Below are 13655 nucleotides of genomic sequence, written 5' to 3' on the forward strand. Positions count from 1 at the left end.
ACAGTGGAAGAGTAGTTAGTAATCCCACCCAGCTTGAGGTGAGTTGTTTCCCTTGGTTCAGACTGATGAGGGTAAAAATTGTTCATGGCTGATGTCAACCGTTGGAAACTCACCTGAGTTGGAATAATCCTAATTAACGTATGCGTAACCATCTTTTTTCCAAGATCAAACCCTTTTTAAAGTCTCTGCTTGTTGTTGGTCTCATTTTTACCTTAGTCCTGGGAAATGCCAGTGACGCTTTAGCCGCTCGTAGTGGTGGGAGAATTGGAGGCGGTTCCTTCCGCGCTCCCAGTCGTACCTATTCTCGCCCTGGTGGTGGTTATCGCGGTGGCGGTGGCGGTTATGGATATGGTGGGAGAGGAATTGGCTTTCCGTTTCTCTTACCCTTCTTCGGCTTCGGTGGTGTGGGGAGTCTGTTCGGAATTCTGATCTTTTTTGCGATCGCGAATTTCTTGGTGCAGTCTTTCCGGCGTCTGGGTGAAGGAGGCGGAAATGATGTCCCTAGCACGATCAACCCTAAGGTGTCCGTGGGACGCTTGCAAGTGGGTTTACTTGCTAGTGCGCGTGAGCTTCAGTATGAACTTGACAAGTTAGCTCAACAAGCGAATACCGATTCCCCTCAAGGACGAGCGCAAGTGCTGCAAGAGTCTACTTTAGCCTTACTCCGCCATCCAGAATACTGGGTGTATGGTGCAACCCAATCCCAGCAAATTGCTTTAGACGCCGCCGAAGCTCGGTTTAATCAGCTTTCCCTAGCCGAACGTAGTAAATTTGCCGAAGAAACCCTATCCAATTATCAGGGTCAACTTCGCCAAGGGACTGCTAAAGCGGCTGAAGGGGATGGAGCCTTGGTTGAATCTCAAGATCCGGGTGAATACATTATCGTTACCCTTTTAGTGGGTGTGCAAGGGAAGCTGGAATTACCCACCATCAATAGTTCCGATGACTTGCGTCAAGCCTTGCGTCAGATGGGTGGTGTATCGAGCGATCGCTTATTGGCAATTGAAGTTCTCTGGACACCTCAAGCCGAAGGCGATACGTTAACCTCAGATGATGTATTAGCAGAATATCCTGATCTGAAGCTGGTATAACTCACCCGCGATCGCACGCCAAAGATGTAGGGGCGGGTTTAGGGGAAGATGTAGGGGCGGGTTTAGGGGCAGTAGGGGCGGGTTTAGGGGAAGTAGGGGCGGGTTTAGGGATTTAATGAGTCAACCAACCTCATACTCAAAAACAAAACCCGCCCTACTCTCAACCGCTAAATTAGTCAACCAACCTCATACTCAACAACGAAACCCGCCCTACTCTCAACCGCTAAATTTGACCTTATCCCGGAAACAATTCGTCTCAGGGCGGTGATAAAACTTGAACCGCCGAGTTCGATAAAACCAAGTCAACTAACTGGTCAATTAAACGGTCTTGTTCGATTGACAAAATTGACTTTCCTTGCATAACCTCTTGAAAAAGCACCAAGGAAGACATAGAACTCAAAAAAATATAAGCAGTCAACTCCGGATCACGAATGTGCCAGTCTGGATGGGACTCAAAATACTGTTTCAGACTATGACGTTCTTCCCCAATAACCCGGCGGATAAACAATTGTGCTAAATGAGGAAAATGACCCGATTCAGCAATCAATAAACGTAGAAACGCCGAATTCTCTGGATTATTTAGTTTCGCTAGAAATGCCTCTGCCAATCTCCGTAACCCTGCGGCTGGCTCATCCGACGGGTTAAAATTAAAATCAGGCTGAAACTGCTCACAGATGAACTGTTCCACCAATTCGATAAACAATCCCTCTTTTGATTGAAAATGATTGTAAATGGTATGCTTAGATACGTCTGCTTCAGCGGCGATCTGATCCATACTGGTTTCCCTATAGCCATGCTGGATAAAAAGTTGCATAGCGGCTTGGGCAATTTGCTCGCGTTTAGATGGTTTCATACATAATTCTGGAATGGTTTATTTGCTCGTCAGTTGCATTTCGTAGCTCAAAATTCCCCTCTCCCGCGTAAGATGAAAGGAGGGAGTAGGTTAGTCATTCAGGACTAAACAATATTTCAACTGATCATCGAGGATGTATAGCTATCGCCATCAAGGTTAGGACAGACTCAAAGGAACCCAATCAGCGATCATGTTTACTCATCCCCGATTTCCAATCCTCTTTAAGCGCAGTAACAGATGGACAAGGTAAAGGAGCAGGACGGAAAGGAAGCAAGTTTTCCATTTACCTTTTGCCAAAAAAATTTAACGGTTACTACTAAACTTGCAACCTGGTATGAGAGACTGGAATCATGACACCCTTTACTAATATAGTATGCGAAATTTCGATGTTGTCGTAGTCGGCGCAGGTCCAGCCGGGGGACAATGTGCAAGGTGGTTAGCGAAATCCGGTTATCAGGTTTTGTTGGTCGAGCAGCATGAAACCTTTGAGAAAAATAATTTTTCCAGTGCGGCTACGCCATTAGAAACCTTAGAAAAATTTGACTTACCTGAGGATGTGGTCGGCAGTTTTTGGCATAATTTGGTGATTGTAACCACTAATTTAACCCGAAATTGGGATGCTCCGCAAACCTTAGGGGCTGTCTTAAATTTCGCCAAGTTGCGACAATTTCTGGCTGATGAAGTTAAATCTTGTGGCGGCGAGGTTTGGCTGGGATGTCGATATGTGAGGTATGTCCAAACAGACGGTGAGACGCGGGTTGAACTGAAGCCGCGAGGGAGGGAACCGATTACTGTCACCACCCAGGTGTTGGTGGATGCCACAGGACCCGCTAGGGCGGTTATGTATCCTAAGGACAGCGAGAAACCTGCGTTTTTCAAGCCCTCTGGGATCGAATATTTAATTGAAGTCTCAGATGATGATTATGATAAATATGCCCATTCCCTCTGGTTTTTCTTGGGGCATAAATGGATGCCAAAAGGCTATTCTTGGATATTTCCCATGGAGAAGCCTCGGTTAAAGGTAGGCGCGGCATCGTATCGATCAGACCATAAAATTATTAAGCAGACGGAATCGATTCGATATTATATTGATTTACTGATTCACGAGCATATACAAGCCAAAGACTATAGGATAATCGATACTCATGGGTCAACGCTGCACTATTCCAGTGGACTGAGGGATATTTACTATCGCGATAATATTATTGCCATTGGGGATGCCGTATCCATGGTGAACCTTTTGGGCGGTGAAGGGATTCGCCATGCCATGCATTGCGCCGAAATCGCGGGCAAGCATATTCAGCAGTATTTAAAGGGTCAATCAGCCAGTTTTCAGGAGTATCAAAAAGAAATTTATCATAAATTCTACCGAACTTGGAATTTATCTGAAAAAATTTGCAGGAAACGCTATTTGATTGAAAGCGACGAAAAAATTGATGAAGGGGTATCTTACCTGACGCCTCTAGACACTCAAGAGATGATGGATATTGTGTTTTACTATAAGTTTAATAAACTGTCCAAGAGTTTAATCGTTTACCTGATCCGAAAAATTCGCTCCTGGTGGAAAGCAAAATATGTAATGAAGTATAAATTATGACTGATGAGGCGGAGTCACTGAAGGGATGTATCCAACGTCACCAAAGACAAAGGACAAAGGACGAATGACAAATAACCAAAGCAAGTTAAACTATATGCAGTTTTCCACATTAGCCCATAAGTAACCATGCCCAGTAATCCGGTGTATCCCATCGTTTGGCGCGACGATCGCGTACTCCTAATTGACCAAACCCGTTTACCCCACAACTATACAGTGGTTGAAATTAAGTGCTGTGAGGATATGGCACGGGCAATTAGAACTATGATTGTCCGAGGGGCGCCAGCGATTGGGGTGGCGGCGGCTTACGGGATGTACTTGGGGGCGCGAGACATTAAAACCGAGGATCGCGAGACGTTTGTCACGGAACTCGAAGAGGTAGCCAAACAGCTGCGTCAGACTCGCCCGACAGCAGTGAATCTATTTTGGGCGATCGCCCGGATGTTGAAAACTGCCCATGAAACCATTGGTTCAGTGGATCAGTTAAAAACAGCACTGTTGGTAACCGCCCAGGCGATTCAGGTTGAAGATTTAGAGATTTGTAAAGCGATCGGGGATAATGGGTTGGCAGCTATGCCTGCGACTCCAGAAAAATTATGTATTCTTACCTATTGCAATGCGGGTTCCCTAGCCACAGCCGGCTACGGTACAGCCTTGGGCGTGGTGCGTTCCACCTGGCGCGAGAAGCGGTTAGCCAGAATTTATGCCTGTGAAACTCGTCCCCGGTTACAAGGGGCAAAACTGACGGCTTGGGAATGTGTGCAAGAAGGAATCCCGGTAACATTGATTACCGATAATATGGCAGCCCATTGTATGCATCAGGGATTAATTGATGCGGTGATGGTGGGTGCAGATAGAATTGCTGCCAATGGAGACACGGCGAATAAAATTGGCACTTATAGTGTGGCATTACTCGCCAAAGCCCATAATATTCCCTTCTTTGTCGCCGCCCCCCTATCTACGGTTGACTTTGACTTACCCACAGGCGATTTAATTCCGATTGAAGAACGCCATCCCTCAGAAATTTATCAAATCGGTGAGACGGTGACTTGTCCCACTGGGGTTGAGTTTTATAATCCAGGATTTGATGTCACGCCAGCAGAGTTAATTTCAGCCATTATTACCGAAAAAGGGGCGATGCGTCCAGAAGAGTTGCAGCAATTTCGCGTGAAGCAATTGGCGTGATGGTTGGGTTAACCGGGATTTACTGGAAATGGTGCAAGATCATTGGTACGCTTGAGAACTTGCCACACTGAGAATAAATCCTAAGTAACCTTGAGGTAGGCAAGGGCAACAAACAATAACACGACTCGTTTTAAGCATTATAAATCTTGCCTACCCTACCTAAAATTACCTTGTTTGCCAGAAACAGCCATGAACGTCTCCCTTTTAGACAAACAACCCCAGCCACCATTAGCCGAAAAATTGGTGACTTTGCATGATATTACCTGGGAACAGTTCAAAGCGATCGAAACCCAATTACAGAATAATCAAGGCGTCAGGCTGACTTACTTATCCGGGGTAATGGAAATTATGTCTCCGATTGGGGCATTTCATGAAAATATTAAAAGCACTCTTAGCTTGCTGTTAGAAGCTTACATGAGAGAAAAGCGCATCCGATTTTACAGGCGTGGTGGATTTACGCTGGAATCGCCTGGATATGCCTCCGGTACACCTGATGAATCTTACTGCATTGGTAGTAATAAGGAAACGCCTGATATTGTGATCGAGATTATCGTGACCAGCGGAACTATCGACAGACGGGATTTGTATAAACCTAGGCGGGTGTCTGAAGTCTGGTTCTGGAAATCCGATCAGATGAGGATATTCTCTCTGGGCGCTTCTCTAGAGTACGAAGAGGTGAATCGTAGTTCCTTTTTCCCTGATTTGGATAAGGCGCTGTTGTTACGCTACATTGCGTATCCCGATCAGTACGATGCCGTAAACGAATTTATTCAAGCAATCCGCAGTCGTTAAAGTGGCAACATACGAAAAACCTCAGCGCTTTCTGTGAAAGGCTGAGGACAAGTATCAGGGTGTATGCTTTTCTCCTTCAGGCAGAGTTATTTGGTTGATGACTGCATCTGGAGTCTTGCTACTTATTATATTGGCTCATAAGCTAGACGATCTTCTAGATCAGTTCTGACGCACTTTGCTCTTGATCTAAAACTGATCTTGACAAAATCGTGATCATTATATTTGCTGCGCGAGAAGCAAGCTACTGGACTGACACAGCTAAAATTGTGGAATAGATTTCACCATTGAATCGGGCGCACGTCTGTGCGCCCCTACAGTTTCGGGGCTAATGGTTAATTCATCAAATAAGGTGTGCCACGCCACTACATACTTTGTCTCAAATCTAAACGACAAGAGGGCGGGTTTTGTTGATAAGTTAAGTAGGTTGGTGGAAATAAACTTAACTAGATTAAGTTATGTAAACAAGCCTCAAACCCTTACTGTTCCCTGTTCCCTGTTCCCTGTTCCCTAATCTCCACCGCTAACTTTAATTGTGTCCACCTACTTATCGGTATACCCGTCAATTACACGGCTAAACCCGCCCCTACAATCCTCCTACCCTCTTACCCTTCTACCCTCAATTACACTGAGAAACGTTAGTAAAGTCTTCCAGGGTGGGGGCAAAATTAACGGTTCCTGTATTATTCTGAGTGAGAGTATCTAGATTCACGACCTCGAATGTGCCATTATTGCGCTGAAGCTGGAACTCTGTCGTGCTGCTATTCTCAGTGAGGGCTAGGCAGAACGTGCGATCGCTATTAAGTACGGCATTAAATCCTGGAATAGCATTTTTATCCAAAATTGTCAACTCTACATCGGCAAGAGTTTCAGCATTGCCATTCGTTTGCAAAAAGATACCCTGACTAGCATTATCCGTAATCGTGGTATTGTTAATCCGATAATCTTGCACCGAGACAGCATTTCCCTGGACAAAAATACCTTGACCTCCATCCGTTCCATTGGTGGGAGTTGTACCGCTAATTGTACTGGTTTCAATCTCAAACTCCTGGCGGCTATTATTATTCGCCGATACGAAAATCCCCTGACCTGTGCTATTACTAATCTGCACATTACTAATCTGAAACCGTTGCTGAGATTGGAGTTCGGGATTCTTCTCATCCCCATTCGCCCCAACAAAAAGACCTTGACCCTGACTATCACTGATTTGGACATTATCAATCGTGAAGTCTTGTTGGGCAATGCTATTGGCTTGGACAAAAATCCCTTGACCGCCACTGTCGAGATTATTCAATGTCGTATCATTAATCGTACTATTTGTAATCTCAAAGTTTTGAGTGCTATTGTTATTAGCGCTCATGAAAATTCCTTGACCTGTACTCTGGCTAAGCTGGGCATCTGTAATGGCAAACTCTTGCCGTGATTGTACACTGAGGTCATTTTCATCTCCATTCGTTGCCACAAAAATACCCTGTCCAGCATTGTTGGTTATCGTCGGACTATTAATCTGAAATTCCTGGACTGCCATACGATTACCTTGGACAAAAATTCCCTGTCCCCCTTCGGCTTGGGCGTCGAGTTCAATATTGCGAATCGTGCTGCTGTTGATGTCAAAGACTTGTTCGCTGTTATTGTTCGCCGCAATAAAAATTCCCTGACCCACGGTTTCACTAACGTCAGTGCTATTCAGTTGGAACTCCTGTCTCGATTGAGCAGTTAAGTCCTTTTCATCACCATTCGTAGCAATTAAAATACCTTGTCCAGCGGTATTTGTGACTGTGGTATCGTTGAGGGTGAAATCTTGAACAGCGACGCGATTCCCCTGAATAAAGACACCTTGACCCCCATCACCATTACTATCGAGACGAGTCTGGTTAATGGTACTGGCATCAATGTCAAAGGTTTGCTCACTATTATTATTAGCCGCGATGAAAATCCCTTGTCCTGTACTTTCGCTAACCGTAGCATTGCTGAGATTAAAATCTTGAAGAGATTGCTGCGTCAGGTCATTTTCGTTACCATTGGCGGCGATAAAGATGCCTTGACCTGCACTTTCAGTAACCGTTAAGGTTTCCAGAGTCAAGGTTTGCTGGGCGCTGGCATTGGCTTGCAGGAAAAGACCTTGACCACCATCCCCATTTTCATCCAGGACGGTGTTACTAATACTTGTATTTAAAACGTCAAAAACTTGACGACTATTATTATTCGCAGCCAAATAAAATCCTTGACCGACACTATTACTAATTTGATTATTGGTTGCGGTTAATTGCTGTTGCACCTCACCAGAGGCTTGAATAAAAACACCTTGACCACCACTGTCACTGATTTGGTTACTATCCAGGGTGAGTTCTTGTTGAGTGGTTCCCGATGCTTGAATAAAAATGCCCTGCTGACCACTATTTGTGATAACATTACCAGCGATCGCACTGGTTCCAGTTACATCGATGAGACTAATCCCTTGTCCTGTGGCGTTGGTGATGCGGTTATCTTGAATCGTCACATTCTCAATAGCCGCGCCTTGGATACCATTCCCCGTGGCATTCGCGATCGCAAACCCAGTCAGGGTAGTATTATTTCCTAGCGTCACCGTTCCCGTAATTGTGGGAAACTCACCGCTTCCCGATAAGGGTAACTGCACCCTACCCAGTTGCTGCGTATCAATGCGTTGGACTGCACCTGCAGAGAGTACCGTTACCCCATCCGCAAACTGAAAGCCTTCTGTCTCAGACGTCGTACCCACTTGCACATAAACAATCTCATCAGCTTGTGCCACACTCAATGCATCCTGCACTGTGCCAAACGGCGTTTCAAACGTACCCTCTCCTGTACTCACCCCCAACGTGACATGCTGAAACTGCCAAGGTTGACCCGTTTTTGGGTTTATCGCCGCGACTTGTTCATTTTCCGTTTGTTCATCGACAATAATTGTAGCGATACGTCCTACCGATTCACCCATCCGTGTCCAGGCGCTACCGGATTCAACCCCACGGGGACGAGTTCCAGGAAAGGTTGCGCCTAAACTGAGGACAATCCGAGTGTCAAAGATTTGGTCAGTTTGCACCGATAAACCCAGATTTAGATAATCCGTCGGATGTGCTTCCAATCGCCCTCGAATCCCAATCGCATTATCCGTTCCCTCCCCGCCATAGTAATAAAACCCTGCATATCCCCGTAAATCTCCCGCCCCTAATCGCAATAACCGTCCCCCCGCTTCAATATCAAATCCCGCCATTGCAGATTCAAAGCGCTGGCGATGATTGAGGAGTAAATTATTCTCCTGAAATCCGCGCAGGGAGAACGACTCATCCACCTCTTGGCGGCGTTCACCAACTGGCAAATACGCATTCACCCGCAAATCCCAATTATCCCCTAGTCGTTCAAACCCTGCACCAATTTGGTGAAACATGCTGTTTCCGGTATCACGGGTATCATAGGCAAGGTAGCCTCCCAGAATCCGGTTTTGAGTGGAATTGTAAAATCGTTGTCCCAGAAGAATCGTTCCGCCCATCGTGGAGTCGGTTAACAGGCGTAATTGTCCTTCCAGAAATGTCACGGTACTTCCGGGATTCTGAGTAATTGGAACAAAGCCTTCCAGACTAAAAAATGGGTCTTGATAGCCTGCGCCTTCGGTGGTAAAATCGACGCCTACACGGGGTAAGACTCTCAAATCTGTGGCAGTTCCCGGAGTTGGTAAACGTGGCGTATCGGTTTCCGACGCAGGGGTTTGGGCAATGACAGGCGAAGTTAACCCTCCAGAAACAAGTAATCCAACACAGAGGGCTTGAGCTGAGATTTTCATTAATCAGAGGGTGAGTACAATCGTCACCCCCTCTTACATGTATCGCTTTTGGGAATCCGGCAAAGGGGATTCTGGGTTGAAGTTTTGTTAAGTTATGTCGCCCAAAAAAAAATCCCCTTTCGGGGACTTGTCCAAGGGTGGGAAAAAGATTTCATCTATGTTTTTATTATCTACCCAAGTTGCAGGAGTTGTGTGTAGCTACGATGAAGTTTATATGAAAAATCGATGAAGTTTCTGTAAAGTTGGGTCTGGTCGTTGGTCATGGCTTCTTTGTCCGTTGTTATTGATCCCGATACTCTATCCCTTTTTATTTGTCAAAATGGTACCACCCAATAATGAAAAATCCCGTTCTCGACCCACTGAGAACGGGATAAGGAGTGAGATACACTAATTGCAACTTGGGAGTAAGCGATGTATATCGTCTTACCTAGTAGCTTAACCGTTCTACAGAGGCTTTTGGGATAAGCGTTGATGAAGAATGGTTCGATTTATGTGAAAATTCTGTGAATATGACCAGTATCGCAATTCGCATTCCTGAAGATGTGGTCGAGGATCTCAAGCCTTGCTTTTCACACCCCATACCCCACACCCCATACCCCACACCCCATACCCCATACCCCACACCCCATACCCCACACCCCATACCCCACACCCCATACCCCATACCCCACACCCCATACCCCACACCCCACACCCCATACCCCACACCCCATACCCCACACCCCATACCCCACACCCCATACCCCACCCCCTATACCCCACACCCTGCCTACCTTTGACGCGAGCTTGTCACCCCTTCAGTTATCCCCCTTTAACCAGCGGTTGATCAGACTGAAAGGCTATCCTTTGGCAAAGGGGTATGTTTTCTACATCCGTTCGAGTACCGAAATACCGAGTAACGATAATCCCAGTTTCAGCGTTTGAGCTGTTAGGTCACACAACATCAATCGTGATAGTCGCACGGATTCCTCCGCTTTAAGCACAGGACATTGGTCATAAAATTGACTGAATTTCTCGCTCAGTTCATACAAATACTGACAAAGACGATTAGGTAATAACTCTTGCTCAACTTCTTTAATTACCTCGCTGACTTGTAGTAGATGTTTCGCTAGTGTTGCTTCTTGGTCTTCTTTCAATGAGACTTGAGTAGATGTTCTTAACTGCTCAAAATCAATGCCACCTTTGCGACCAATACTTTGAATCCGGGCATAAGCATACAGCAAATACGGTGCTGTATTTCCTTTGAGCGATAGCATCTTATCGAAGCTAAACACATAGTTGCTGGTGCGATTTTGACTGAGGTCAGCATATTTGACCGCCGCCATACCAACCACTTGAGCCACATGTTCAATGAACTCCTCGGTTTCCTGGCGACCTTCTGCTTGGATGCGAGTTTCGAGATCAGCACGCGCACGCGCGATCGCTTCATCTAATAAATCCCGCAATCGTACTGTCTCTCCAGACCGAGTTTTTAGCTTTTTCCCGTCTTCCCCTAGTACCAATCCAAAGGGAACATGCACGACTTCAACAGTCTCCGGTAACCAACCTGCCCGTTGTGCAACCTGAAAGACTTGGGCAAAATGATTCGCTTGTCCAGCATCAGTAACATAAATAATTCGATTTGCCCCATCTTGTTGAATCCGGTAGCGTAGTGCGGCTAAGTCAGTTGTGGCATAGTTATAACCCCCATCCGACTTTTGCACAATTAAGGGTAAAGGTTCACCTTTTTTATTCGTAAATCCTTCTAAAAAAACACATTTAGCACCTTGGTCTTCCACTAATAAGCCTGATTGTTCTAAATCTTTGACGATATCGGGAAGTAAGGGGTTATAGAATGATTCACCCCGTTCGGTGATATGTACATCCAGTAAATCATAAATGACCTGAAATTCCCGCCGGGATTGCTCACACAGCAACTGCCAAGCTCGTTTAGTATCTTCAGCCCCAGCTTGCAGTTTCACGACTTCCTGTCGTGCGGCTTCTTGGAAGGCTTCATCGGTATCGAACCGTTTTTTAGCTTGTCGATAAAAGCTGACTAAATCTCCTAAATCAACCGCCTCAGCCGTGGTTAATGCCTCTGGGCAAACTTCCCGAAGATAGGTAATTAACATGCCAAATTGAGTTCCCCAATCTCCAACATGATTGAGGCGCAGGACATCATGATCTCGAAATTCCAAAACACGGGCAATGCAGTCGCCAATAATAGTGGAGCGCAGATGACCAACATGCATTTCTTTGGCAATGTTTGGACTGGAAAAATCCACAACAACTCGCTGGGGCTGTTTGGCGGGTTCTACACCTAAGCGAGGGTGGGTGAGACTCCTATTCAGCTTGGCTTCTAAATAGGCGGATTTGAGGGTGAAATTAATAAAACCGGGTCCTGCGACTGTGGGAGGATGGCAGATATCAGCAACATTGAGATGGTTGATCAGCATCTGTGCGATCGCTCGTGGGGGTTGACCTAGCGGTTTTGCCAGAGAGAGTGCCGCATTCGATTGATAATCACCAAATTTAGGATTACTGGCAGGAACTAACATTGGATCTGTACCCGCCATCGTTTCACCAAAGGCAGCAATCAATGCTTGCTCAAATTTGGCTTTTAGTTGTTCCAAGGTTGAAGTCATTGCGCTAGGTAAAGAGTTGAAACGATAAGAGGTTGCCAAGAATCAGAGAGAAATGGCTTACTCAAAACATTAGGGAATGAACTTTAAATGCGATTCTCGTCCAGTAAGTTCATACTTAAATCCAGCCAAGTGGAACGAGTTATAGGGGCACTCGTGGAAATATAGTCTACACCGGTTTGGGCTACAGCACGAATGGTGTCCAGGGTGATATTCCCAGAGGCTTCAATTTTCAGTCGGTCATTTTTGCCACGAATCTTATGTACCGCCTGCCGCATCCTCTCCAAGGGCATATTGTCCAGCATGATAATGTCAGCCCCCTGATCTAAGGCTTCTGTCACTTGCTCCAGGGTTTCGGTTTCAACTTCAATCCGCAGGGGGTAGGGCATTTGTTCCCGGATACGAGCGATCGCGTCTTTGATGCTACCTGCTGCCACTATATGATTGTCTTTAATCATCACGGCATCATCTAAGCCAAAACGATGATTAATGGCACCACCAACTTGAGTGGCATATTTTTCCAGCAATCTTAGCCCAGGGGTGGTTTTACGAGTATCGACGAGTTGAGTTGGAAGATCAGCAAGTTGATCGGCATATTTGCGGGTAAGGGTAGAAATGCCACTTAAGTGCATTGCTAAGTTGAGAGCCACTCGTTCTCCCATCAATAGAGTATCTAGAGCGCCATGTAAACGAGCAATGACCTGTCCAGGATGACAGTCTTCCCCCTCAGCCACAGCCGCCACAAAACTGGTTTGATCGCTTAAGAGTTGGAAGATCCGTTTCGCGATCGGCAATCCAGCAATCACTCCCCCTGCTTTAGCCGTCCATTCGGCTTGGACAATTTTGTCCGGGGCTTCCCACAAGCCTTGAGTCGTGCGATCGCCTCGACCGATATCCTCTAACAACCAGTTCTGGAGGATCGGATCTAGCAGGATCAATGGCGGTAAAGCTCTCATCTGACAAACAGGGGTAATTTTCTCAAGCTGGTCGGGTTAGCTCTAGATTTAACATAGCTCAGATCGCCCTCTGGGAAAGGGTTTTTGACTTCTCCAAAAAAAAATTAAAAAAAAGGTTGACAACTCCAGAAATAGCCACTACATTGGTAAATGCGCTTGAAACGGAGTTCGCTCCCAACCCAAGCGTCCGAACCAAGACAAATCAATAGTTTGAAAGCCAAGCATACAAAACTCCTTGTCAAAAAACTTCGAGGGGAATCAGGAAACTGAGACTCTCTCAACTAATAAGGATAACTTGGAAATGTCACCTATTTACTATTAATAGGAGACATTTCGGAGCCTAGAAAAAAACACTCTAATATGGAGAGTTTGATCCTGGCTCAGGATGAACGCTGGCGGTCTGCTTAACACATGCAAGTCGAACGCAACCTTCGGGTTGAGTGGCGGACGGGTGAGTAACGCGTGAGAATCTGCCTTGGGGTCGGGGACAACCACTGGAAACGGTGGCTAATACCGGATACGCCTTCGGGTAAAAGATTTATTGCCCTAAGAGGAGCTCGCGTCTGATTAGCTAGTTGGTGAGGTAAGAGCTCACCAAGGCAGCGATCAGTAGCTGGTCTGAGAGGACGATCAGCCACACTGGGACTGAGACACGGCCCAGACTCCTACGGGAGGCAGCAGTGGGGAATTTTCCGCAATGGGCGAAAGCCTGACGGAGCAAGACCGCGTGAGGGAGGAAGGCTCTTGGGTTGTAAACCTCTTTTCTC

9 protein-coding genes and 1 rRNA gene are annotated in these 13655 nt (G+C 46.1%); 5 read left to right on the plus strand and 5 right to left on the minus strand.

The genetic code is table 11. The features are described from left to right. Window positions 1-140 precede the first annotated feature (140 nt). Window positions 141-1091, plus strand: a complete 951-nt coding sequence (locus RIC07_RS00340; protein WP_446392774.1) for a DUF1517 domain-containing protein — start codon at window positions 141-143, stop codon at window positions 1089-1091. A gap of 256 nt (window positions 1092-1347) precedes the next feature. Here RIC07_RS00340 and RIC07_RS00345 read toward each other — a convergent pair whose 3' ends face one another. After that, window positions 1348-1944, minus strand: a complete 597-nt coding sequence (locus tag RIC07_RS00345; protein WP_446392775.1) for a TetR/AcrR family transcriptional regulator — start codon at window positions 1942-1944, stop codon at window positions 1348-1350. 373 nt (window positions 1945-2317) lie between these two features. Here RIC07_RS00345 and RIC07_RS00350 point away from each other — a divergent pair, with 373 nt between their 5' ends. The 3 genes from RIC07_RS00350 (at window position 2318) to RIC07_RS00360 (ending at window position 5515) form a co-directional block, all read left to right on the plus strand. Further along, window positions 2318-3541 (plus strand): NAD(P)/FAD-dependent oxidoreductase, encoded by a 1224-nt coding sequence (locus tag RIC07_RS00350; RefSeq protein WP_446392776.1) that lies wholly within the window; start codon window positions 2318-2320, stop codon window positions 3539-3541. Window positions 3542-3667: 126 nt separating this feature from the next. Beyond that, complete coding sequence (gene mtnA, locus RIC07_RS00355) at window positions 3668-4723, plus strand: S-methyl-5-thioribose-1-phosphate isomerase (RefSeq protein WP_446392777.1); 1056 nt, start codon at window positions 3668-3670, stop codon at window positions 4721-4723. Between the two features lie 189 nt (window positions 4724-4912). Next, window positions 4913-5515 carry a Uma2 family endonuclease gene (locus tag RIC07_RS00360; protein WP_446392778.1) on the plus strand — a complete coding sequence of 201 codons (603 nt, stop codon included), beginning with the start codon at window positions 4913-4915 and terminating at the stop codon, window positions 5513-5515. 616 nt (window positions 5516-6131) lie between these two features. On the opposite strand, the gene RIC07_RS00365 is transcribed toward RIC07_RS00360, so the two are convergent. From RIC07_RS00365 to nadC, 4 genes are all read right to left on the minus strand, one after another. Next, a complete protein-coding gene (locus tag RIC07_RS00365; RefSeq protein ID WP_446392779.1) occupies window positions 6132-9311 on the minus strand; it encodes a right-handed parallel beta-helix repeat-containing protein in 3180 nt (1059 codons plus the stop codon). A 569-nt stretch (window positions 9312-9880) separates the two neighbouring features. After that, window positions 9881-10075, minus strand: coding sequence for a hypothetical protein (locus RIC07_RS00370; RefSeq protein ID WP_446392780.1), 195 nt, complete (start codon window positions 10073-10075; stop codon window positions 9881-9883). A gap of 102 nt (window positions 10076-10177) precedes the next feature. Then, the gene (gene argS, locus RIC07_RS00375; protein WP_446392781.1) at window positions 10178-11935 is read right to left on the minus strand and encodes an arginine--tRNA ligase; all 1758 of its coding nucleotides are present in this window, start codon (window positions 11933-11935) and stop codon (window positions 10178-10180) included. An 83-nt stretch (window positions 11936-12018) separates the two neighbouring features. Further along, a complete protein-coding gene (nadC, locus tag RIC07_RS00380) occupies window positions 12019-12888 on the minus strand; it encodes a carboxylating nicotinate-nucleotide diphosphorylase (RefSeq protein ID WP_446392782.1) in 870 nt (289 codons plus the stop codon). A gap of 357 nt (window positions 12889-13245) precedes the next feature. Between nadC and RIC07_RS00385 the strand changes: the two genes are divergently transcribed. After that, a 16S ribosomal RNA gene (locus RIC07_RS00385) occupies window positions 13246-13655 on the plus strand; the annotation flags it as partial.

Source organism: Coleofasciculus sp. E1-EBD-02 (genome assembly GCF_040218245.1).
Lineage (GTDB): Bacteria > Cyanobacteriota > Cyanobacteriia > Cyanobacteriales > Coleofasciculaceae > Coleofasciculus.